Raw genomic sequence first — 21,519 nt, 5'->3', positions numbered from 1 at the left:
GTAGTGTGGTTATTAAAGTTTATGTATTACTAAAATATAGAATCATTGCATATTAAGGTGCTTTTTATTCAACAAAATTCTCAAAGCTTGTTCAATTAACAGGACAGGTTAATGGAAGAACATTTAAGGCACAGATTTTTTTATTATGTTACATATTAATCACAAGGAAAATAATTTTCGAAAATTATGTAGGGAGAGTTATATTATGATTAAACAAAAAGCGCCTTTAGAAAACTTAAAAGTTATCAGAGATGAATTAAAGGAAAGAAATTGGGCTGTAGACGCTTTTCTATTCCAGCATAAAAAGCAAGAATATATTGTCCTAGTAAAGGTTTACTCAGATAGAGAAAAGAAAGATAGTAAGTATGCGATTGTTAAGCTTGAGTTTATTAAAAAGGGGCAAAGAAACGAAACCTTTCGTACCTATGCAGATTTGTTTAAAATACATATTCCTGATATGAAATCATTTAGAGAATTTTTCGAGATTGAGTATAAAGAAAATCTAGGAGATGTTATTCAACAATTTACACAATATTTTTCTACTTTTATTCCAGATCAATTAATGACAAATAAACAGGCACCTTTAAAGAATTTTATAATAGAGTACTTAAATAAGACAGATTCTGAATCTTCTAGAGGTATCTACTGTATTGGCGTGAAGAGAAATGGAATCAAAAAGGATGGTACACTAGGACAAAGGAGTCCTGAAAATAACCAAAAAGCAGCACTACAGAGACCAGAATTATTTAAGAAACTGATGGATGACACTACAATAAGTTTTTGTTTTTCTGAGGATCCCACTAGAAATAAAACAGATGATGATATTCTTCTACGATGGGCAGAGAGAAACAATAATTTGTAAAAAGGGGGCTTAACATAATATGGAGATAGTCAAAATAGTCGTGCTGTTATGATATCAAATATCATGTCATATGGGTGGCAAAGTATAGATATAAGGTTTTGGGCGGGCATATAGCGGTGAGAGTACGTGATTTGATAAGCCAAGGTTGTGAAGCCAGAGGAATTAACATAGTGCAAGGAAGTGTTGGGAAAGTCCACATTCATTTTATTATTATCTTGTCCTCCAAGTATTGCTCCAAGTAAAATATTGCAGTATCTAAAAGGAAGATCATCGAAATTATTGCAGGATGAGTTTCCAGAACTCAAAAAAAGATATTGGGGGCAGCACTTGTGGGCATGAGGATATTTTTGTGCCACCGTAGGAACGGTAACGGAAGAAATAATAAGAAATTATATAGAAAATCAATTCAATGAAGGTAAGGACGAAATATTTAGGATAGAAGAATGAGTTTAGCCTAGCTTTGAGGATGCTTTAGCTAAGGCCTTTGAGCAGGACTTTAGCCTGAGAAACGACTTTAGTCGTCGACATTTATGTCTAAATCCACCTGCTTTGAAGTGACCCCATAAAGTTAGACAGATAATTCTACTAAGCAGCTATTAAGGTCTGAATTCGTAATTGTAGAGTGGCATCTAGCAACCAGAGATCCCTTTTTTGGCAAGAGTATGTGGAAACTTCCCTTTCTTATAAATGTCAATGATAAAATGGCTCTTACGCATATTTGGTGTATAAATCACCATTTACCAATTAATAATGATTAGTCTTAAAAAATTATTGATATGGATAGAGTACTCGAATTCTTAATAACTCGAAACTTGCACGTCCATACATCATTCTTTTGATTGTTTTCAATCGATTCACGTTACCTTCTACGAATCCATTACTTTCCTTATAAATACAAGCATGAAGATTAGAGGTGAAATCAGATAGTAATTTAGTAACGAATCCTTTTGTTATCGGATCATTGCGTTTTTTCTCATACAAAATCAACTGTCGTAATTCCTCTTTGTCTTGATTAGAAATGGCTTCGCGAAACCCATTGATAAAGGCAAAATAAGGACCCATTTGTGGTTAATCCCTTAATATTTTGTTAACCAATTTTTCATCATCCTTATTATTGTCCTTAAAAAGTGACCATTGCCATAAAACTCTTCGTATTTCTCTTCTAGAATAATATATAGTTGTTTCTGGATTTAATCCTTTTTTTCGTTGTTTACGAATATCAGCCACTAAAACTCTAACTGAACTGTATGGACCGTCATACCCTTCTTTTGAAATGGCGTTGTAGATGTTTTGAACAGTAAAGCCTTTCTTTTCTAATTCTATAACTTTATTTTTCCACTTATTAATTGGTTTTGGCCGCTTACGTCGACATCCTGTTCCGGGTTCTTTTTTTAATAAGTCAGCTGCAACTGTTCGCCGATCGATATTTAGCATTGATGCAATATCTTGATTTGAGAATCCTTTACTCTTTAGTTGTTTAACACGAAGAGCCCTTTCCCATTTTTTATTTACATTCTCCTGTTTACATTTTTCCTGTTTTGTAAGGGGAATTGGTTGTGATTTTCTATTTGTTCCATCACTTTCTTTAGGGATTTTTGAAGGTAGGGTTTTTTTAATCACTTGATCATGAAGGTTCCATAAATTTTGTATCAAGTGGAAACGATCATTAATCTGAATAGCATCGGGACAGGTTTCATTAAGAACTTGTTTGAATCGTGGAAATCGGCCTCTAGTAACTCTTTTAATAGGAATATAATTTTCTAACCAAGATTTCAATGTCTCAACATTACGATCTGGTAATAAGTCAATTGGTTTAGATGTTTTAGCATCGCAAATAATGACACCGTATGTCTGTCTTCGTTTGAAAGCAAAATCATCGATACCTATGAAAGGGGCTTTCCCTTCGTAAAAGAGAAGTTCTATAAACTAAGCGTAATAGTGTATCATGACTTACAGGCATTTTTAAAGAGCGGCAAACATGTTCTGCCTGCACCGCGCTTGTAGAAAAAACAATGGTACGAAGAGCTTCTTCCAACCTTTTCGTGCGACGATGACAGTCTATCCATGGTAAACGTTCGGTGAATATTTTTCTTTTACAAGTATCGTTTTCACAAAACCATTTATAGGATTTCACATGAAGAATTACTGCTTTATTTTGAAAAGGTAGATCAAATATTTTCCGCATATATGCGCTATGTCGTTTACTTGTATAATCATTACATTCTGGACATTTAGACGATTTTGACTCAAGAAAGACAACAAGTTCCAATAATTGGGAGTGATGAATAATATAAACAACATTCAGACGAGAATCCAATTGTTTTAGAGTTTCACGCATATGAATCACCCCTTTTATTGGTTATATTCCCGTTTATCAAAAAAATACTCTCACCAAATATGCGTAAGAGCCATTCTTAGAGTAGCATTTATACTTTCTCATTTTAAGCTCACATAAGTTAACTTCTTAAGTGTTTGTGTTGTACCCCAAAATAAAAAACGATATAAAATTGCAATAAGAAAAAATATATAAACAAATTCGAAAAGATGGAAGGGCTTATAATCAATTAAATAAGAATTAACAAATATTAATATTAAAGATAAAAGTTCCATTAAAGAATTATTAAATCCGTTCTTTTCGTATAATTTCTTTGCTTTTTGGAAATTAAAAATATCCCTTATTTCCTCGCTAAAAAATCCTTTTACAAGGCTTAAACCTATTATATAAATTCCCATAGCATATTCATAAGAAATATTCAAAGTCTGTGTTATAACACAATAAATTATGGTAAATAAAAGTAAAAACATTTTTACCATTCTCCTTTTTTAAAATTCTTAATAATATCATAATTATAACACCATGTACATACTTCTGTGTTAAAAATTAATTAGGAGGGTTCATGTGCTTAAAAAATTCTTTCCTGTATTATGCGTTGTTGCTGTTGTTTTAGGTCTTTCTTTTCCAATAAGTAGTCATGCTAGCGAAGTTAATTATGGTGAAAATGAAAAACCAATTGATTGGAAATATGGCACAGATGTTATTGTAGATAAGAATCAGGTCCAAATGGCAGAACAATTGTCTACTTATTTTGAAGAAAATACAGATGGCACTGTTGATTTTAATGCCGTTAAAGAAACTCTTATGGATATTGGAATTTCAGAAAATGATGCTGAATTAATGGCTTCAATTAATTCAGATGATTTATCTTTTAACGAAGAAAAACAAGAGCAACAAATTCAAGGCTTTGTAGGCTTTTACTTGAAGTTAGGGCCAAAAGTTAGAGCAATGAATGCTATAGTAGCTGGCGCATTTGCTGCAGTCATCACCGCTTCAACAGCCGGGGTAGTTGGATGGGTAGTCAAAAATAAGTTAAAAAAGGTTAACGTAGGAATAAATATTGCCCGTGTAAGTTTATCATAAACTGTAAGAATACCATAAATAGTTATAAAGGCTGTCATAAGGCAGTCTTTAATTGTTGGCCCATGGAAGCGTAAATTCCTAGGATTTTCTTTCACATTCCATAAAGAAAACCCAAAGATTCGGGTTTCTAAAGAAAGTATCAAACGCTTTAAACAGCGTGTCAGATAACTAACTTCAAGAAAGAAGTCTATGAATATGCAGGATAGAATCGCAAAGCTAAATCGATATTTAGTAGGTTGGCTAGGCTACTATCAGCTAGCAGAGACGCCCTCTATATTTGAAGTTCTGGATAGCTGGATTCGAAGAAGGATGCGAATGATACGCTGGAAAGAATGGAAGAAAGTCAAAACAAAATACAAGAATTTAATAAAATTTGGAATTAGTAAAGGAAAAGCATGGGAGTGGGCAAACGCGAGAAAGGCTTACTGGCGTATAGCTAAAAGTCCGATCTTATATAGAGCATTAGGTGATCGATACTGGTCAAACCTAGGCTTAAAGAGTCTACATAAACGATATCAAACTATGCGTTGGACTTAAATGAAACCGCCGTATACGGAACCGTACGTACGGTGGTGTGAGAGGTCGGGGGTTAGCCGCCCCCTCCTACTCGATTATGAATATAAATTTATCTAGTTTTCTACATTCCTATTAGTTGCATTATACTGTTTCTTTAAATCTATTAGCCCCGTAATAAAGTAAATTAACCCTATAATCATAGCAATAATACTTAGTATCATTAAACTACTTGGTACATATGATAAATGCGCCATAAATTCTTCTTTAGACCAACTTTTAGCGTTTGCTCCTGAAATTGCTGCGCTAATGTATCGAGTACAATATAGAATTGTAGAAATTAGAATGAAAATGGACCCTATAATTTTTTTGTTCATAAAATTCTCCTAGCATTAAAATTTCACTACTCTATAATTTCGTTCAATCCATCTTTTAGGATATACATACTTAGTTGCATACACCCTACCTCTAGGATGATAAGCTTGAACTTGTTTTACTTTATACTTTTTGTAAACGTGTCTGTATTGTAATCTGTACCTACCAGATGGATATGAGGGGCTTGAATAACTAACTGTTTTCGACCAAGACTTAGTAGTGTTGAATCCTATATAAGCATTTAAATCCCTCTTCGTAACATTTAATGATCCAGAATATGAATTAGCAACAGTTGATGAGTGAGATGCATGTAACACCCCACCACTGATTGTTGAAGCTCCTGCGTATCTCCATGATCCGTAACTCAGACCAACATATTTCTTACCACCTTTAAGGTACCATTTTTTTCTCCTGCTCATTGGTGACACAGATTCACCTTCAATAGATTCATTCTCAGTAAGCGCTTCTTTTGGAAGTACTTCATTTTCGTAAATTAATTCATCTTCTGATACTGGTTCAGAATAAAAATCCACAACTGTTTCACCGGGTTTTAAACCCTCGTAAAGGAAATCTTTTTCTTCTTCACTACCAATTTCATCAGCATAGACGGTTACGTTAAAAATACTCAGCAATAAAAAAAAAAGGACAAAAAAATATTTTTTCTTCCAATTAATTCTATTATCAACAATCTATCATTTTAATTGGAAAATTACAACAAATATTTAGAAGTAAAAAGACGTTATATAACATAATAGCCTCTCCTCATGATTTAACCCCAACCAAATGTCCTGGTATTATTCTTTTCACAACAAAACCACCTCCTGTAACTATAATTGAAATGAGTTACGGAAAGGTGGTTTCTTATAAGGTAATGTATCGATTTGAAAATTACTTTGAGTTCAAAGCATTATAGATGGTTTGTTTTCGTACTCTATACACCATACTATAGAATCTATAATAGTATACTCTTGTATTTCTTCCTCAGAAATATCATTAATTTTATTTACTTTTACTAATTGCTCCATTAATTTGCTTTTATCTGTGTCAGATAGTGAGTTTATTTCATCTTCTAACCAGACTGAGCATTGGTAGCAAGGGATCCACTCTTTTTTACAAAATTCAATTACCCAATCTGGCTTTGGAATGTGTTTTTCAACTTTTTCCCATTTGCTTTTATATTCTTTAATTGCGTCTCCAATAACAATCATAATTTCAGAGTCAAAAATATCAGTTTGATTTATATCTAAGCGTATGTAGAAGCTTTCAAACTCATCTTTTGCTTGGGCTTCCCAATGTTTAAAAACATCAATAAAACTTGAAACAATTTTGTGTTTAAACCAATTCGGGGTAAAATATCGTTCGTCAAAGTTAAATATTTTTCTATATTCAACGCCATACTTGTTTAAAAAGTTAATATCAAGAGTAATACTATCTTTTTTCCATTCCCCAAGCTGTTTTACCCTTCTTTTCCAACCTCTAATTTTTTTTATCTGCATCGTTACTATCTCCTATTTTAAAACTTGAGCCTTCTCCCCTTTACTGGACCGTTATACATTTCACCAGTCAAAGGGGCCTTGCTTCCTAAGTGTTTATAATTCTATCGTATATTTCAATATCATTTAATATCATTATGATGATCCCACTAATAATACCGTTTCTTTTTTTCAGATTCGGAAGTTTTAGTTTTATCTTTGTATGGTCTCAATTTCTTCCATATAGGACTCTAGTATTTAGCCATATTAAGTGCAACATTTCTTAAGGTCCTTTTCCCAAAATATTTAATAGCCTGCTTAACACCTAATCTTGCAATAAAAGCTACCACTACAGGAACCACTGGCAAAACCGAAGCATTTAATTCTGTTGAATCATAAATATACTCTTCTCCACTTTTTTGACCTTCATGTTGGTTGCCTCGCTGACATTTTTTATTATAATAACTTGTACTCTTATTGTCCAACTTCATTTGGGGGCTTATGAGAAAGCAACATAAGACATTTTAGCTAGGTTTGGTATTTTTAATTCAACTTGGACACTTTCATTAGTTTCAACTCTTTTTATAAATAGAACATACAAAACCATGAGTAAAAATAGTAGTTTTATAATAATTAATAGTGTGCAGTTCGCTTAAATAGGAAAAAGTGATTCTCAGCAATCAGCATTTTGTAAAAAGAAAGCGCCCGCTCTTAAATGAAGATTTGTTTATTGAAAGAAAAAGTGCTAGAAAATAGTAGGTACCATGCCTCCATCCATACGAATCGGAGAACCTTTAAAAGCGGAAGCATAAGGGCTACATATAAAGGTAGTTAATCTACCTATCTCAGTTGGCTTGATAAATCGTTGAATTTCTGATTGAGGTAGATTTGTAGTCATAAATTCTTTCTCTTTTGCTGAAAAAGTCATTTCTTCATTTGGGTACATCTCCTCAATTATTTGATGCACATTTTCAGAGAGCGATGGTCCCGGCAAGATCGTATTGACTGTAACTTCTTTTTCTATTGTTAATTTAGATAGGCTTTTTGACAATGATAATAGCATTGATTTTGTCATACAATATTGAGGCATTTGTCCTGATGGCATAATTGCTTCTTCACTCGCAATAAAGATAATTCGGCCAAAATTATTTTTTATCATTTTAGGTAAGTAAAATTTAGATAATCCATTTGCGGCAAGCACATTAGTACGGATATACTTTTCCCATACTTTATCGTCAACGTCTTCATATTTCATAATTTCATAAATACCCACATTGTTGACTAAAATATCAATTTGGGGATATTTTTTAAATAATGCTTCCCTTTGTTGATTATCTCCAATATCGGCAGTAGCATTTTGAGGGAAGCTATCAGGGAACTCTAACTTCATTTCACTTACGGTTCGTTCTACCTCTTCGTAATTTCGTCCATTAATTAGTACATGAACACCTTCTTTTGCAAGTTCAATGGCAATTGCTTTACCAATCCCTCTTGTTGAACCAGTGACTAAAGCTGTTTTATTTTTTAATTCCATATCCATAATATATTGCTCCTTTTGGTTTGAAAAATATTCCTTTTCTTTTACAGTTCTTATTAAGTTATGCTACTGATACAGCAGTGTCGAAAAGCAAACTAGTCAATTTATTAAGTTTGCACAGAGATGTTCCGTACGCCACTTTAAAGGCGTAGCACCTTCCCATAGGTGAAAGGCGCGGTAGAATGAGCTTTGGTCTTCATATCCAATCAAAAATGCGACCTCTTTAATATTAAGCGACGGGTCTGCCAGATACTCTCTTGCCTGTTCATGTCGAACTTTTACTAACAAATGCTTGAAGCTTGTGCCTTCTTCAGTAAGCCGACGCTGCAAGGTACGATCACTTATCCCTAACTCCCTCGCTATAGTTTGAATTTCAGGGCGACCACCTGTTAGGCTACGTTTCATGATCCACTTGACCGTCTCGGTAATTGAAGAGCTGCGTGGGTGCTCATTCAACGACTGTTCCAGTACGGGAGTCAGTATCTCTAACAATTCTGCATTGTAAGAGACAAAGGGACGATCTAGATCTGTTCGATGTATAGTCAACCTGTTACAATTGGCGCCCATCTTAATTTGGCAGCCGAAGTAATCTTCAAGTATCTGTAGGTCGCCAATGGAATGGGTAGAAAATTCTACGCACTTTGCTGTCAAAGGTTGACCTGTGCCACGACGCCCAAGTTCGAGAAGAAATGCCAACGTAATACCAATTAGTAGGGGAAGACCGGGTTGTTCACTATGCAATGTTTTTATTTCTATTGTACAGTGTTCACCTTCCTCGTTGATATGTAAGCTTTCAGGCGGACAAAGTTGCTTGTACCTGGCCATTCGCTTTAAAGCATCACGGTAGTCATGAGCGTGGTAAGTTGCTAAGACAGTCGGAGGGAAATGATTTGTTTCAAAGGATGTTGCAAGCTTGATGATTCCTGTAGCAGTGTTATCAATGAGGTCGGAATAAGCTTGCCAGATCGCAAAATATTGGGCTGTGGTGACAACTGGATCAGAAACAATGGAGATTGGCAATTGTGCTTTTTGAACTACGTCATGCGCGGCTATTCCCAATTGACGTAATCCTATCCAAAATCCTGCAGGAATTTTTATACGGTCAAAGGTATGTAACGTCATACATATGGTCCTCCTTTACCTATTTACATTATAAGTTTAAGTGTGTTCTGCTTTTCTAACAGTACAGTTTAATAGTAGCTCTCCAACGATGCTTTGTAACTAGTAAATGACGACAAAAAACTTGCTAACTACGCCAAATTATATTAAAAATGACAGCAGTACATAAGGATATAAATACTAAATTTTTGGTCCGTTTTTATAGCTCTACCTTATTTTCCACTTTTCAGCAACAAAGCGTAATTATTGATTAGGGTGGAACTGTAAAAATAGATGAAGAAGATTATAAAAACTCTAATATAAAAGCGGGATTAAGCAAAGATTCTGATCCACCGGTCGCTTCTTTATACGAAACGCCTGAAGGTTATACTTGGCATCACCATCAAGACGGAAGAACAATGATTCTTGTTGACAAAAAAATTCATAGGGAATTTACTCATGCCGGTGGAATTAGCGTCGTTAATAGAAAATAATTAGGAGGGTATATATGGTGGAAATTTTTGGTTCACATAAAAATCTTTCGTTAGAACAAATAGAGAGATTTGAAATTGAATATAATTAAACTTACCAAATTATATAAGAAGTTTTTATTAAAATGGAATGGTGGAAAAGTAGCTCCTAACTTATTTACTATATCGGACGAACAAGGCAGAAGTGTATTAAATGTATTTTACGGAATCGGTAATATGTATGATAATCTGGCTGATTTTATAGATATAATGGACGGAAGGTTACCGGCAGGATTTATTCCAATTGGAGATGACCCAGCAGGTAATGCTATATGCTTAGGCACTAAGCAACCGTATTATGAAAAAATTTATTTCTGGGATCATGAGCAGGAACCAGAAAATCCTGATGATATGAGTAATATGTATTTTTTAGCTAATAACATTGACGAATTCCTGAATAGTTTATATGGAGAAGTTGAACAAAATAACTCTTAGTATTTAAAGATGTTATTTTTTAAAAAATAACATAAAAATAACTGAAAAAAATAACAGAGTGAAATCCGAGGAAAAAATAATCTTGTTTTTATTTTATAAGCTGCATTTTTTAGGTGAAAAGAAGTGAGAAGTAATTTGAAGAAATGGTGTCAATTATGGCGGCATGATGTAAATCAAATCATCGCCCGTAACCTCTGATGCATCAAGGGTTATAAGTGTTGGTTAGGTGATATTTGGAGAAAATCTCACAAAAACCTCACATTTTTTAAAAAGTTGTTTTTTCAAGGATGTTTCCGTAAAGATTAGATATCTTTTCGGTTCCATCCCTTTTCATTTTATCCGTAACATGTGTGTAAATCCGCTTAGTAGTATCAATATCTTCATGGCCAACGCGCTTCATGATTGTAGTAATATCAACACCAGCTTCGGCTAGCATACTAATATGAGTATGTCTAAAATGTGAGGTGTAGCATACTTTTTTATACTTGTTTTTCGCATGAGACGATTCATTCTGGTGAAAATTGTCTTTGTAACAAAAGGAAATCCGTTTGCTCTTGCGGATGCAAAATCTTTGGCGTGATAGTCTTCAATTAAAGTTCTATATTGCATTTTATGTTTATCGTTTTCTTGAACGACTTTTCGTAGCATGTCCATAACGGATTGTTCCATGCTTATTAAGCGGATGGATCCATCTGTTTTGGGAGTTGTTAGTTCGTAACCACGCATTTATTTTTTCATTCGTCTAAGTAAAGGTAAAAAAGAAGCTCAAAGAGTTTTCACGAAAACAGTCGTAAGCCGATTAAAAGCTTTGGGAGCTCATAAATTAGCTTGGGCAGCAGGAGCGGCGTTAGCGATTGCTAAACAAATTGACAAAAGGGATAAATATCCTAATAATGGATGGATAGATATTGCGTTTTGGGAGTTGCTATCATGAAATTATTGACTACAATTATTTATGTGTTTTTGGTATTATACTTAGTTAATATATTTGAAATTGAAAAAGATTGGCTTTATTTATTAACTGTGGGGCTTATTGTAGTTTTTGGCGTATTATTCATTGTGCACTTATTTGATAAAAATAAATCTAGGAAGCATTAGTTGAAAACAGTATATTAATGTTATGTTTTAAACCACCTCCAGTAACTATTATCGAAATAAGTTACGGGGAGGTGGTATTTTTTGTTTTCCATAAAATAACACGTACATTTGTTCGTTTTTATGGTATGCTAAGAACAAACGTTCTAAGGTGGTGTAATCATGTTAGGCTTATTTAAAAATTCATTAGATAACAAGCAAAAGATCATCATCTTTTATATGGATAGCAATAATCAAGTAACTGAACGCTACGTACGTGTATTGGAGATAAAAGAAAATAGTATTTTAGCCTATTGCTTTTATCGTAAACAAGTGCGAACATTTAACATTGAAAATATTTTATCCGCTGGAAAAGTAAGAAAGAAGGTTGTTTCATAATGGTTAATAATCGAGGTACAATAAAATGGACATCTATCATGATGCCTGAACATATTGAAATGCTTCAAGAAATGTGGAAGGAACAGGACTATAAAGAGAAGCCGATTTTGGATGAACAGCAGCAAGAGGAAATAAACACAAAATTACTGATGGCTGTAGCAAATGATTTAACTGTCGAATTAAAGTATTTTGATAAACATGATTTTTATAAAGTAAAAGGTAAGATAACCAGTATCAATAAGCAAAATAAATACATAAACATTGTTGGGCAACGTTTGCCTATTGAGTGCATGATTAATGTACGGATAAAATGAACGAGCACATCCCTTACGTTTTCTCATTAACTTTACCATCTTCTGTAACTAAAAATGAAATTAGTTACAAGAGATGGTGCTTTTATTTACTCAAATATAGACCAAAAATGTTTAAGTAGTAAAAACAACCTATATAAAAACAAGGAAAAAAGACGCATGGTGTATGGATTATTTTGCCATTAGAATTTATATAGAGGAAGAAAACTGAAATGTCTTAATAACAAGGGGATTTAAAAGGAGAGGGAGAAGGGGGACAGTTTGTGAAGCGTGACTTACAAATTAATTATGGGGTTTTAGATGATATTATTGGCGAACTTCGGAAATATAAAAGTGCTTTAGGAAAAATGGACGATTCACTTGATAAAGTGAGTACCTTTGTGCAAACAAATGAGGGAAAAAGTGTTGAAGCATGGGATCAGAACATTAGCAGCTCGAAAGAAAAAATTGCTAATTATGAAACACAGATCAATGACCTTTTATCCCTGTTTGAAAATTATGTAACAGACACGACGAGATATATCTCACCGATTTCAAGGAATACGATGATGCGTGTGGATCGTAATGATATTTGGGCGAATTTAAAGCAAATAGAGGGCGGTATAACGAATAATCTGTTTAAGGCATTAAACAAAAGCTATCAGCAACCTGCTTCATTTTTCGGTATGTTTGATGACCCAACGGATGCGGAAAAAGAAGCAAGTGAGATCAACCGACGCCATATGGAGCGTATCCAAACGAGTATTGAAGCAACGAGAAAAAAGCTGGAACGTAATATGGACGAGTTATGGGATTTATATAATTCTAAGGTAAAAAAATTTGAAAATGCGGATGATGAATACAATAACTTGGCCGGAAACGTAAAAAGGAAATATACGAATTTCTTTGAAGGTGTCATGGATGTTGTCAGTAGTGTAAACAAAGCTGTCGATGATTTTGAAAAAGGGATAGTAAACAGCATTGCGGGCATGGTTACGGGACTGCTAACCGTTGTTAAAGATGCAGGTGTTGTTGCCGTATCTGGCGTTGTACCTGATCCTGTGGAGCCATCTTGGTTAAAAGAAAGTGCAGATGAAACAGTTGATGCCTACACACGAGCTGCGATACAATTTTTACAAGACCCTATGCGTGCAGTAGAATCAACTGCCCAAGCCTTCACAGATACTGTGGAAAGTGAAGGAGTTATGTACGTTACTGGTGCTGCACTGCCTGCCTTGATACCAAGTAGTTTGGCTGTCAAAGGAGCATCAGGCGTTGCAAAACTAGGCGCAGGCGCAGCAAGAAGAGCTCCGAAGTTATTGGATAGTAAGCCTTTTAGTGGTAATTATTATCGGAAAAAGGTAGATGCAGCTAAAGCTGGAATGGCTAAAGTGAGAGAGAAGTTCACTTTTGGTAAAGACTATGCCCTTTCAACTGGTGGCGCAAACTTTATACTTAGAGATAAAGATCTTGAAAGTCACGTCAATCCGCAGATGGTTAATATGAATAATGGCGGAGGGGAAAGGATAGAGAGTAAGGGTACGGGTAAAGAAAGTAAGATTGATATTGGTAAAGCTGAAATAAATGCTCTAAGGAAAAAATGGAACGTTCCAGAAACTGAAACAGTGGCAGTTGGAAAAACTGATGTAAAAGGATTAGAAGATTCGAATTTTGAAGGAGGATCGCCGAAAGTACGAAAAGAAGCTGGATTACCCGATTTAGATGAAGTAATGCCTGACAGAAATATTAAAGCCCCAGGGTCTAACCCTTTGTTCACTAGGCATGCAGAGGAAGGGGTTCTGAATGAATTTGATTCAGCAGTAATAAATGCAGGTATAAAACCAGAAGATGTAACAGGAACATTAAAACTTCATCAATCGAATCCTTCAGGTGTATGTAGAAAGTGTTATCAAGGATTAGCAAACGATAAAGTTCCGCCTGGTGTGTTAAAGCAATTAAGTTTAAAATACCCTAATCTAAAAATTATAGTAACATCGGAAATTGATGAAAGCATTAAAGTAACTGGTAGGCTTAATCTAATGATTAAAAATGGAAATTACATTGATTAGTTGGAGGTTAATTATGGTTAATACTAACTTTAGTAGTTTAACAGAAGATGGTAAAGTAATATTTTTTCTTGGACTTTCAGAAAAAGTTTTGTCGGTATTTTCTCAAAAGGAAGATCAAATTTTAGCACAGGAAGTTATATATAAATGTTGGGGATGGCTAAAAGGTAAAGAAAATATAGGGGATATTCTTTATGAATTATTAGTTAATGAGGAAAATGGTATAACAATAATCCAAGAGATATCTGATAATGAAACAGATGTCTTAGCTTGGAACTGTGTTATTGATGCTGTTGCTTATACTAGTAGAAAAGCATTTGAAAGAGAAGGCGTCAAATATTATCCAGAACCAATTGCTTTAGTTGATGATACATTAGTAGATCATTTTATGGATTGCTTTGCGAAATGTATAGAGGATTCAGATACTTATATTCAGAGAATAGTTCTTTTATTGGATGAGTATAAGAATAGGAATATTGAGGGTGATTTGCGGACAGAAGTTTTAAGGGGATTACAAATAATAAATTAACTATTAACATATGAAAACTACCTAACACTTTATTTTGATAGTTTTCAGTATGTCCAACCTTATTTCATTTTAATCAGCGAAAGGCACATTTTTTGAGTTCTTAAAGGATTATTTTAATTGTTAGTTCTAAAAAGCTCCTATTGTATTTCAACCCCTTGGGTGGATATTAAAAGATATATTTAAATACAAGAAAACTTAAAACCGTATTTAAAATAGTTATACACATTTGTCTGAAATTCTGTGGATAAACACACGTAATATACAGCAAAATCACGTTAAATCCCTTATTTTACAATCAACCACAGTTCTCAAAACGAATTATACAAGTTTTTGGAATCCCTCAATCGTCTGCGGTTGAGGGATTTCTTATTTTATACGTTGGTCTAAAATGTAGAAAATTTACATGTATTTTGCTCTCTTAATGACGAGTAATCCATTGTCCTTGTTGAGCAACTCATAATCGAATTAGAAAGTAAAAAACTGGCATAACAACGTAATTGTTGCAGTTTATGCAGAACCTTATCCACACTTTTTTTAGTTATTTACTTCATGTCATAGGATTTCATTTTATTCAATTCCTGTTTCCTCTTTTCACGAACAACATTTCTTCCCTCATACCATCCCCCAATAAGAAAGGCTAGACCAACTGAAAGAATTAAGACATAATGGAGCAACTTTTCATTTTCATTAACGAATGTCCAAGTACGCCAAACCACGAATAATAATGGAATTATTCCTCCCAAGTAAACACTATTTCTGCTTGATAAAAAGTATTGCAAACCAAATACTCCAGCAGCAATAAAAGCATCAAAAAAACCAAAACCAAACATTATCTGTCACCTTTTTCCTGTTTATATTTTTCAATAATTAGTTTTGCTTCTTCTAAGTTAATCCGGTCATCTATTGATAGTTTTTTAATAAACTGAATAAATTCCTCATTATCCGTATTATCATTTAATTTTATTTTCTCAATTAACCTATCCAACTTAATCCTCACTGTTGGATAAGATACATCATAAATTTTCGCAATTTTTTTTAAGGAACCTGATTGCATAACAAATTTCTTAATGAATTCCAGATCTTCTTCATCCAATGACAATATCCAACCAGGAACATCTTTTATACCCATTTACACACCCCTTTATAATGTTTAAGAAAACTTTAACATAAAAATAAACAAAACTAAAGTTTATTTTAATAAAATTGAAGTTTTTTATAAAAATCAATATTATTGTGATGATAAAGGGCAATTGAAAAAAGGATCTTAAATCTGTTATAATATGTAAATTAAACTGTGAACGACATCTATCCTAATATAGAGGGGGGGTGTTTATGTACATGCAAACAATTAGCATAATAAGTTGTAATAATTCCATATTTATTAGTGAGTATTATTCTTAAAGAAGGATAAGGACTCTTTTTTGTAGAATTTATTAGAGGTACAGGAAGTTTAAATAACAATTAAAAAACAGATCTACTAAAGTGCTGTAAGACTTACTTTCATTAATGAAGATATCAGCTAACAAGTCTTTACGAGTATTTGCAAGGGATTGGAGGTGCTTTAATTATTTCCTAAGTATAAAGGTAATAATAATTTTTCTTTCATATTAGACCACGTTATTAATACATTTAACCAATTGATTTGTTCTGGAGCTGCTGTATTTGTTATTCATAATGATGCCATTGTTTTAGAAGAATATATTGGGAAAAAATCAAACAAACCAAATGCAAGTGATGTTCAAGAAGATACTCAATTTCACGTAGCCTCTGTACGAAAAAGCTATATTGGTTTTGCTGTTGCATATGCCAATTATTACGGTTACATACAAAGTATAGATGATCCGGTATTAACATACCTGCCAGAATTGGAAGATGCCATTTGGAAAAATACTAAAATCAGACATTTATTAACACATACTCACGGTTTGAATCAAAAGGAAGAAACTGTTTTTCGCGAGTATCCTGTTGGGCGAAACTGGGCATATAGACAGGTTGGAGTTCATGCTTTAACTCAAATTGTTAAGAGGACTACAGGGAAAACGGTGTCCGAAATAGTTAACGAAAATGTGTTTACGCCGTTAGCATTCTCTGAATCAAATTGGTATGCGCACAAACACGAAAAACTTGTTGATGTAATACTTCGTGATAAGAAAGATGCAAATTGGAAAACTCCTGAAAGCACAGAAGGCGACAAGATGAATATGTATGTGTCGGCACGTGAATTGGCTTTTTGGGGTTATTTGCACCTTAAACAAGGAAATATAGACGGAAGCCAAACTGTACCAAAAGAAATTATACAATTGGCTACATCTGTACAAAGCCTAAGAAGTATAGATAAAAGTCTACCGCAAAATGGTTTCTTATGGTTTGTAAAAGATTTACCTACAAAGAAATCAGAAATAGGTGAAAAAGTTCCAAAAGATTCATATCAAATACTGGGTTATACAGGTGTTAATTTATTAGTAATTCCCCGTGAAAACTTGGTTGCTGTTCGCATGTTTAATAGTTTTGGTTCACCAGAAGGATATGATTATTTATCTGATATCAGGTCTTTCGGTAATACTATAATGAGTTGTTTATAAAAAATATAAATTAGGATGACGAATCTACTATTATCAAATACTTGAGTTGATTCAAACATACCGGTAATTTTAAACGTAACAAAATATGGGGAAACGGAGATAAAATGAAATTAAGACTAGAATTGTTCGTGGCAGATATAGAAAAGTCCATCAAGTTTTATATGATGTGTTAGGCTTTCAGCTTCCTAAAGATATGGATGCTAATAAAGGCTACATATCTGTTAGGAATGATGATGTAGTTTTAGGTTTGGAGAAAATGGGAAATTTGTCTCAAAATCATTCACTTAGTGACCTTCATGGTCAACAAGTTGGTTTAGGAATAGAAATAGTTTTGGAAGTTGAAGATTTACAGGAAGCACATAACAACGTAGTCTCTAAAGAATATCCAATACAGAATGAAATAACCAAAAGACCTTGGGATTGGAGGGTTTCAGAATAATGGATCCAGATGGATATTATTTAAGGATCACTTCCTCATCGGCAAATGACTAATTTTTTTCGCTTTGCTAACGGGCGCGATTGTGACATAACAAAGTTATAATTGCCCTTTAAAACAGCTGTAATTCCTGTTTAACCACTACGAAGCTCCAAAAACGTCCCAATCTTTTTTTATCTTTTGGAGAGGACCTTAAAAATTTATGCGAACCAATTTTGACCCAATTGCAGAGGTTGAGCGGCTTTTTGGAATAACTATAATCCCTGACCTAGCTTGTAGAATTTGCTCTATACGCGTTAGGCAGACCATTACCTATAAAATTTTCAGCTATAAATATCCAAGGATAAAAAGCACAGAACGATATCTGTGCTTTTATGTGATAAGCTATTTTACAAAGAAATTTATGTGGCAAACAATTCACAACCATTAATTATGTCATCTGTTGAAGCTAAGGTTGCTTCGTATATGGTTTTGTTATACTTTTTCATATAAGCTTGAACAGCTTTATATCCTACTGCATAACCAGCGCAGAAAGGAAGACCAACAGGTTGATACCCTTCTTGCGCAGCAATTTCATCGCCAAACATATAGCTGCTTACCTCTGCAAACCCCTTTAACTCAAGCGCTTCTCTAATAACATTGGTGGAATACTCTACTTCTTCTTTATTCATACTTGTAACCCAAGGGCCTAATTGCTCTGCTCCATATAACTCTCTTGCAAATGATTCAGCTAACCCCTCTATAACGAGATAATCAGCTACTGTAACATTTCCGTAATCCCAATCAAAATAAGAAAAACGTATATTATGATGAAATTCATGAGCTATTACCGCTGGGATTCTCGGCAAATTATAATGATTTGGATATATATTTACCGTAATAAATCCAGGTATTCCTCCAAACCCTGTATAGCCATTTGATAGTTTTAATTTTTCAGGATCAGAAATATACAGTCCTAATTTTATTTCCTTAGCATTTATTTTCAAACCTGCATGAACCGCTTTATCTATACATGTTTTAATCGTATTTTCTGCTACTGCATAAGCATTGCTACCTTTTAAAATAGTGAGTGCTTCTTTAATGGTTTTATCATCAGAAATGTCTGCATAACCAAGCATTTTCGTAGCCATTAAAACGTCATAACCATTTTCTTTCTTCGCTTTTATAGGGACATTAATTAATTTCCACATTTTTTTAAATGGCTGCATCATCGTATAGCGAAAGAAATCTTTCCTCTCTTCCGAATGGTAATTTGAAGTAATCTTTCATATTGTTCTAATGAGTTAACTATTTTATAATCGATGCTCACTTGAAATACCTCCTTATTTTAAGCATAAAGTTTAACGTGACGTTAGAGTCAAGAGGTTATCTTTGCATAGATTTCAAAAAAGGAACACTTATTTAATGAGGGGTTATTTATTGACAAAAAGAACTTTTTGTGCTAAAATTTACTTTTACATATTTATTGTGTATAATGAGGTTCTCCTGGCCAGGAGGATCTTACTTTTATGCTACCAGAAGTATGAAGTTTCAGATTTATAACACAAGTGAAACAGGGGGTTTTTCACCATAAAGATTTGGGATAAGCCAGTCTAGTTTTTTAATATGGGAGGAAAATGGTATGAAAAAAAATCAGTCCAGCATGACTTCCTTAGTATCCGCTTTCGGTCGAGCATATCACAGTAAATATGACACACCAAAAATATTTGATGATTTTATGGCGAAAGAATTAATTTCTGAAGAAGAATTTCACGCTATTAGCAAGAATATGGTTGATGGAATCCAGTTTTTTAACACAGATATTGGACAGAAATATAAAGATAATCTAGAGGAAATCTTGAAATGGATTACACAAGTTCAACTTTCCCCGATTTCATTATCACGTTCTGCTTATTGTGAAAAAGTATTACTGAATGAAGTTGATTTAGGGATTGAGCAATATGTCATACTGGGAGCAGGATTAGATACTTTTAGTCTCCGATATCCAGAGCTGAACAATAGATTAAAGATATTTGAAATAGATCATCCAGCTACTCAAGAGTTAAAAAAGAAAAAGTTGCAGAATGTTAAAATTAATATACCAAGAAATCTTCATTTTGTTTCTATGGACTTTACGAATCATTTTTCGAAGCAAGGCTTAACAGAAAAAGGGTTTGATCATAAAAAAACTTTCTTTAGCTTTTTGGGGGTTTCCTATTATCTCACTAAAGAGAGTAACGAAAATTTGATAAAAGACTTATTTGCGGGCATCCCGGAAGGTAGTTCTATTGTTTTTGATTTTGCTGATGAAACACTTTTTCAAGAAAAGGGCGTGTCTAATCGAGTTGAAAACATGGTGAAAATGGCTTCGGCAAGCGGAGAGCCAATGAAATCAGCATTCACTTATAATGAAATAGAGAGTATGTTGGAAAAATCGGGCTTGCTAATTTATGAGCATTTGACATCAGATTCGATAAATGAGCTTTATTTTAAAAATAGAACGGATTATTTATCAGCTTTTGAGACCATTCATTTCGTTCATGCTGTAAAGAGATAATATTCATAAAAGAACAAGTGCTAAAACTAAATGAGGAAAGAACTAGTGGAAAAGTAGTTATTTTCAGTTTAGGAAAAGCACCAAATGATGCTTTATAAGCTATGTGTAACTTTAACCTAAACAGATATACATGATGAGTTAAAAGTAAAACAACAAAAGAATACGATAAAAGCAGATGATTTAAAAATGATGTGAAAAGATTGAATAGTTTGTTATACTTGCTGTAAGTGTAATAGGGCTTTCATGGGTGGTAGTTCACCCCTTTTTGAAGAAAGGGGGTGAGATAGTATGACAGTATTTGAAACATTGGTGTTGATGATCTCTTTCTCAACCTTAGTTGTAGCTATACTGTCACAACAAAAAAAGTAACCACCCGATGAATGCCTAGCCGCATTTTGGTTGGTTACTTTTTAACCACAAAACATGTGAGCTACCCCCTTGAAGGGCTATTACACATTAGACCGTTCCATGTACCAGCATGGGCGGTCTTTTATTATCATATGATCTTCTATATATAGTATACCTCATTTTCGTTACAAAATAAACATGTATGACGCACCAATGGATGTTTATAATGCAATATTTATTTGACTGTTTAATTAACTTAAAAATGATCTGGGTAACAATATCCTTACAAGAAAGTATATTTTAACCATTTAGTTAAATAGTGGTGTTTATATTATTTTAAAGCTTGCTTTTAGTGAAAGTCTGTATTGTACATGGATCGGCTTTGCTTAAAAGGTATGAATGATAACTAAAATCATGGTCGTTAGTAAAATAAATACCCATCCAATATCCATCCATTTATTTCCTGTCTCTACATCAAGTTCCTTTTTTGCCATAAGTGATTCAATAAGAGAGTATAAACCCCCTAAAACGAAAAAATTCAAAACGGTTAATTTATTTGTAACTAGTAAAAAGAGAACTAAAATACAAAATATAAGTGTACGAACAAAAGGTAATCTTAGCATCTTCAATTGCAACACCTCTTTTCCATATTTTATCACTTTGTACATCATTTTTGAACATTATTCCTTTTATATACAGAAAATATCATCTAAAATGAATAAATATTAGGAGGAAAAGAATGACGCAATACTTTTATATTGCTTCTCCAAAAAAAGTTAAAAACAGGAGTTGTTGGTTCCAAACTAATATCCCCTGCACAGCCAAATATTTTCAAAGATGAAATAGATGCAACTGATTTATTTTTTGAAGCAAACTATGATGCAGAAATAAGGAAGCGAGTTAATTATGCTCCTGTGTTGTCATTTAAGTATCAAGTCGCTGTTAGTCATAACTTACTACCTCTAATATGAAGAACGCGACACTAGGGATGAAGAAAAATGCTTAACGTTATTATACGA

Annotated in this window: 29 protein-coding genes and 4 pseudogenes; 17 read left to right on the top strand and 16 right to left on the bottom strand. The window is 33.5% G+C overall.

What is annotated here, in order from left to right:
• The first annotated feature begins 205 nt into the window (after positions 1-205).
• Positions 206-862, top strand: a complete 657-nt coding sequence (locus tag B2C77_RS20390) for a DUF6037 family protein (protein WP_077706698.1) — start codon at positions 206-208, stop codon at positions 860-862.
• A 53-nt stretch (positions 863-915) separates the two neighbouring features.
• A pseudogene (gene tnpA / locus B2C77_RS20385) lies at positions 916-1,309 on the top strand (IS200/IS605 family transposase).
• Positions 1,310-1,630: 321 nt separating this feature from the next.
• On the opposite strand, the gene B2C77_RS20380 reads toward tnpA, so the two are convergent.
• From B2C77_RS20380 to B2C77_RS20365, 4 genes are all read right to left on the bottom strand, one after another.
• Entirely contained in the window at positions 1,631-1,924 is a 294-nt protein-coding gene (locus tag B2C77_RS20380; RefSeq protein ID WP_077706697.1) for a transposase, read from the bottom strand.
• 6 nt (positions 1,925-1,930) lie between these two features.
• A complete protein-coding gene (locus B2C77_RS20375; protein WP_254844061.1) occupies positions 1,931-2,698 on the bottom strand; it encodes a transposase in 768 nt (255 codons plus the stop codon).
• A 37-nt stretch (positions 2,699-2,735) separates the two neighbouring features.
• Positions 2,736-3,200 carry a transposase family protein gene (locus tag B2C77_RS20370; protein ID WP_077706695.1) on the bottom strand — a complete coding sequence of 155 codons (465 nt, stop codon included), beginning with the start codon at positions 3,198-3,200 and terminating at the stop codon, positions 2,736-2,738.
• A 98-nt stretch (positions 3,201-3,298) separates the two neighbouring features.
• Positions 3,299-3,667: a hypothetical protein gene (locus B2C77_RS20365; protein ID WP_077706694.1), complete on the bottom strand. Its 369-nt coding sequence runs from the start codon at positions 3,665-3,667 to the stop codon at positions 3,299-3,301.
• A 94-nt stretch (positions 3,668-3,761) separates the two neighbouring features.
• On the opposite strand from B2C77_RS20365, the gene B2C77_RS20360 reads away from it, so the two are divergent.
• Both B2C77_RS20360 and B2C77_RS20355 read left to right on the top strand, forming a co-directional pair.
• Entirely contained in the window at positions 3,762-4,280 is a 519-nt protein-coding gene (locus tag B2C77_RS20360) for a hypothetical protein (RefSeq protein ID WP_077706693.1), read from the top strand.
• 180 nt (positions 4,281-4,460) lie between these two features.
• Positions 4,461-4,817: pseudogene (locus tag B2C77_RS20355) on the top strand (group II intron maturase-specific domain-containing protein); the annotation flags it as partial.
• A 92-nt stretch (positions 4,818-4,909) separates the two neighbouring features.
• Here B2C77_RS20355 and B2C77_RS20350 read toward each other — a convergent pair.
• The 6 genes and pseudogenes from B2C77_RS20350 to B2C77_RS20325 all read right to left on the bottom strand — a co-directional run bounded on the left by B2C77_RS20350 (position 4,910) and on the right by B2C77_RS20325 (position 9,299).
• A complete protein-coding gene (locus B2C77_RS20350; protein WP_077706691.1) occupies positions 4,910-5,170 on the bottom strand; it encodes a hypothetical protein in 261 nt (86 codons plus the stop codon).
• 15 nt (positions 5,171-5,185) lie between these two features.
• The gene (locus B2C77_RS20345) at positions 5,186-5,800 is read right to left on the bottom strand and encodes a hypothetical protein (protein ID WP_077706690.1); all 615 of its coding nucleotides are present in this window, start codon (positions 5,798-5,800) and stop codon (positions 5,186-5,188) included.
• 267 nt (positions 5,801-6,067) lie between these two features.
• Positions 6,068-6,664 carry a hypothetical protein gene (locus tag B2C77_RS20340; RefSeq protein ID WP_077706689.1) on the bottom strand — a complete coding sequence of 199 codons (597 nt, stop codon included), beginning with the start codon at positions 6,662-6,664 and terminating at the stop codon, positions 6,068-6,070.
• 17 nt (positions 6,665-6,681) lie between these two features.
• Positions 6,682-7,062: pseudogene (locus tag B2C77_RS22250) on the bottom strand (SAR2788 family putative toxin); the annotation flags it as partial.
• Between the two features lie 323 nt (positions 7,063-7,385).
• Positions 7,386-8,180 (bottom strand): SDR family NAD(P)-dependent oxidoreductase, encoded by a 795-nt coding sequence (locus tag B2C77_RS20330; RefSeq protein ID WP_077706687.1) that lies wholly within the window; start codon positions 8,178-8,180, stop codon positions 7,386-7,388.
• A 96-nt stretch (positions 8,181-8,276) separates the two neighbouring features.
• The gene (locus B2C77_RS20325; protein WP_077706686.1) at positions 8,277-9,299 is read right to left on the bottom strand and encodes an AraC family transcriptional regulator; all 1,023 of its coding nucleotides are present in this window, start codon (positions 9,297-9,299) and stop codon (positions 8,277-8,279) included.
• A 266-nt stretch (positions 9,300-9,565) separates the two neighbouring features.
• Here B2C77_RS20325 and B2C77_RS20320 point away from each other — a divergent pair, with 266 nt between their 5' ends.
• Together B2C77_RS20320 and B2C77_RS20315 are read left to right on the top strand one after the other, a co-directional pair.
• Complete coding sequence (locus tag B2C77_RS20320) at positions 9,566-9,769, top strand: HNH endonuclease (protein WP_077706996.1); 204 nt, start codon at positions 9,566-9,568, stop codon at positions 9,767-9,769.
• A gap of 75 nt (positions 9,770-9,844) precedes the next feature.
• Positions 9,845-10,240: an SMI1/KNR4 family protein gene (locus tag B2C77_RS20315; protein WP_342068365.1), complete on the top strand. Its 396-nt coding sequence runs from the start codon at positions 9,845-9,847 to the stop codon at positions 10,238-10,240.
• Between the two features lie 265 nt (positions 10,241-10,505).
• Here B2C77_RS20315 and B2C77_RS22245 read toward each other — a convergent pair whose 3' ends face one another.
• Positions 10,506-10,676 (bottom strand): tyrosine-type recombinase/integrase, encoded by a 171-nt coding sequence (locus tag B2C77_RS22245; protein WP_367946657.1) that lies wholly within the window; start codon positions 10,674-10,676, stop codon positions 10,506-10,508.
• Positions 10,670-10,909, bottom strand: a complete 240-nt coding sequence (locus B2C77_RS22240) for a hypothetical protein (protein WP_254844018.1) — start codon at positions 10,907-10,909, stop codon at positions 10,670-10,672. The genes B2C77_RS22245 and B2C77_RS22240 overlap by 7 nt, the downstream gene beginning before the upstream one ends.
• A 139-nt stretch (positions 10,910-11,048) precedes the next feature.
• Between B2C77_RS22240 and B2C77_RS22410 the strand changes: the two genes are divergently transcribed.
• The 6 genes from B2C77_RS22410 to B2C77_RS20290 all read left to right on the top strand — a co-directional run bounded on the left by B2C77_RS22410 (position 11,049) and on the right by B2C77_RS20290 (position 14,598).
• The gene (locus tag B2C77_RS22410) at positions 11,049-11,174 is read left to right on the top strand and encodes a hypothetical protein (protein ID WP_303046190.1); all 126 of its coding nucleotides are present in this window, start codon (positions 11,049-11,051) and stop codon (positions 11,172-11,174) included.
• Positions 11,171-11,338 (top strand): hypothetical protein, encoded by a 168-nt coding sequence (locus B2C77_RS21825; protein WP_176087385.1) that lies wholly within the window; start codon positions 11,171-11,173, stop codon positions 11,336-11,338. Before B2C77_RS22410 ends, B2C77_RS21825 begins: the two co-directional genes overlap by 4 nt.
• 159 nt (positions 11,339-11,497) lie before the next feature.
• Positions 11,498-11,713, top strand: coding sequence for a WYL domain-containing protein (locus B2C77_RS20305; RefSeq protein WP_073011928.1), 216 nt, complete (start codon positions 11,498-11,500; stop codon positions 11,711-11,713).
• Positions 11,713-12,027 (top strand): YolD-like family protein, encoded by a 315-nt coding sequence (locus B2C77_RS20300; protein WP_077706684.1) that lies wholly within the window; start codon positions 11,713-11,715, stop codon positions 12,025-12,027. The genes B2C77_RS20305 and B2C77_RS20300 overlap by 1 nt, the downstream gene beginning before the upstream one ends.
• 260 nt (positions 12,028-12,287) lie before the next feature.
• Positions 12,288-14,072, top strand: a complete 1,785-nt coding sequence (locus tag B2C77_RS22235) for a hypothetical protein (protein ID WP_254844017.1) — start codon at positions 12,288-12,290, stop codon at positions 14,070-14,072.
• 13 nt (positions 14,073-14,085) lie between these two features.
• Positions 14,086-14,598, top strand: coding sequence for an Imm6 family immunity protein (locus B2C77_RS20290; RefSeq protein WP_077706683.1), 513 nt, complete (start codon positions 14,086-14,088; stop codon positions 14,596-14,598).
• Positions 14,599-15,140: 542 nt separating this feature from the next.
• Here B2C77_RS20290 and B2C77_RS20285 read toward each other — a convergent pair.
• On the bottom strand, positions 15,141-15,428 hold the full coding sequence (locus B2C77_RS20285) for a hypothetical protein (protein ID WP_077706682.1): 288 nt from the start codon (positions 15,426-15,428) through the stop codon (positions 15,141-15,143).
• Positions 15,428-15,727, bottom strand: a complete 300-nt coding sequence (locus tag B2C77_RS20280) for a DUF2089 family protein (RefSeq protein ID WP_077706681.1) — start codon at positions 15,725-15,727, stop codon at positions 15,428-15,430. Before B2C77_RS20280 ends, B2C77_RS20285 begins: the two co-directional genes overlap by 1 nt.
• 508 nt (positions 15,728-16,235) lie before the next feature.
• Between B2C77_RS20280 and B2C77_RS20275 the strand changes: the two genes are divergently transcribed.
• Positions 16,236-17,180 carry a serine hydrolase domain-containing protein gene (locus tag B2C77_RS20275; protein ID WP_254844016.1) on the top strand — a complete coding sequence of 315 codons (945 nt, stop codon included), beginning with the start codon at positions 16,236-16,238 and terminating at the stop codon, positions 17,178-17,180.
• Between the two features lie 193 nt (positions 17,181-17,373).
• Positions 17,374-17,619 (top strand): VOC family protein, encoded by a 246-nt coding sequence (locus B2C77_RS20270; RefSeq protein WP_176087384.1) that lies wholly within the window; start codon positions 17,374-17,376, stop codon positions 17,617-17,619.
• A 398-nt stretch (positions 17,620-18,017) separates the two neighbouring features.
• Here B2C77_RS20270 and B2C77_RS20265 read toward each other — a convergent pair.
• Positions 18,018-18,907: pseudogene (locus tag B2C77_RS20265) on the bottom strand (DUF2268 domain-containing putative Zn-dependent protease).
• Positions 18,908-19,237: 330 nt separating this feature from the next.
• On the opposite strand from B2C77_RS20265, the gene B2C77_RS20260 reads away from it, so the two are divergent.
• Both B2C77_RS20260 and B2C77_RS22610 read left to right on the top strand, forming a co-directional pair.
• Positions 19,238-20,152 carry a class I SAM-dependent methyltransferase gene (locus tag B2C77_RS20260; protein ID WP_077706678.1) on the top strand — a complete coding sequence of 305 codons (915 nt, stop codon included), beginning with the start codon at positions 19,238-19,240 and terminating at the stop codon, positions 20,150-20,152.
• Between the two features lie 288 nt (positions 20,153-20,440).
• The gene (locus tag B2C77_RS22610) at positions 20,441-20,521 is read left to right on the top strand and encodes a putative holin-like toxin (RefSeq protein WP_367946665.1); all 81 of its coding nucleotides are present in this window, start codon (positions 20,441-20,443) and stop codon (positions 20,519-20,521) included.
• Positions 20,522-20,886: 365 nt separating this feature from the next.
• Here the strand turns inward: B2C77_RS22610 and B2C77_RS20255 are convergent, their stop codons facing one another.
• Entirely contained in the window at positions 20,887-21,171 is a 285-nt protein-coding gene (locus tag B2C77_RS20255) for a hypothetical protein (protein WP_254844015.1), read from the bottom strand.
• Between the two features lie 87 nt (positions 21,172-21,258).
• Here B2C77_RS20255 and B2C77_RS20250 point away from each other — a divergent pair, with 87 nt between their 5' ends.
• Positions 21,259-21,471: a hypothetical protein gene (locus tag B2C77_RS20250; RefSeq protein ID WP_077706677.1), complete on the top strand. Its 213-nt coding sequence runs from the start codon at positions 21,259-21,261 to the stop codon at positions 21,469-21,471.
• Positions 21,472-21,519: the final 48 nt, after the last annotated feature.

It is taken from the genome of Virgibacillus dokdonensis, from assembly GCF_900166595.1.
GTDB classification, from domain to species: Bacteria; Bacillota; Bacilli; order Bacillales; family Amphibacillaceae; genus Virgibacillus; species Virgibacillus dokdonensis.
The sequence above is the reverse complement of the archived record's forward strand: the minus strand, read 5'-3'. Positions and strand labels throughout refer to the sequence as shown.